Raw genomic sequence first — 244 nt, forward strand, 5'->3', positions numbered from 1 at the left:
CGCTACCACTTTTTATACTGATGTTTTGTACACTAAATTTGTCAGTAACGATTAGCCCACCATTATGCTTGTGGGTTTTTTTGTATCTACTGCTCGGTGTTATCGCGGTATCTATCCTACTTATGCTAAGCTCTAAGCCTATAGAATACGATACTATTCGTTACTGGGCGTCACTTGCTGCTACCAGCGCGATGATTCGTAAGCACACTATCTTTTATTCCTCACTCTTTTATCGATAGTACTG

The 244-nt window shown here is 40.2% G+C and carries 1 protein-coding gene; it reads left to right on the plus strand.

Annotated elements, in window-relative coordinates; genetic code table 11:
- Window positions 1–239, plus strand: a 239-nt coding sequence (locus AAEY87_RS14325; RefSeq protein ID WP_350657650.1) for a hypothetical protein, incomplete at its 5' end; no start/stop codon positions are given.
- Window positions 240–244 lie beyond the last annotated feature (5 nt).

The sequence above is a fragment of the Psychrobacter sp. S1-30-MNA-CIBAN-0213 genome (assembly GCF_040309845.1).
GTDB lineage: Bacteria > Pseudomonadota > Gammaproteobacteria > Pseudomonadales > Moraxellaceae > Psychrobacter.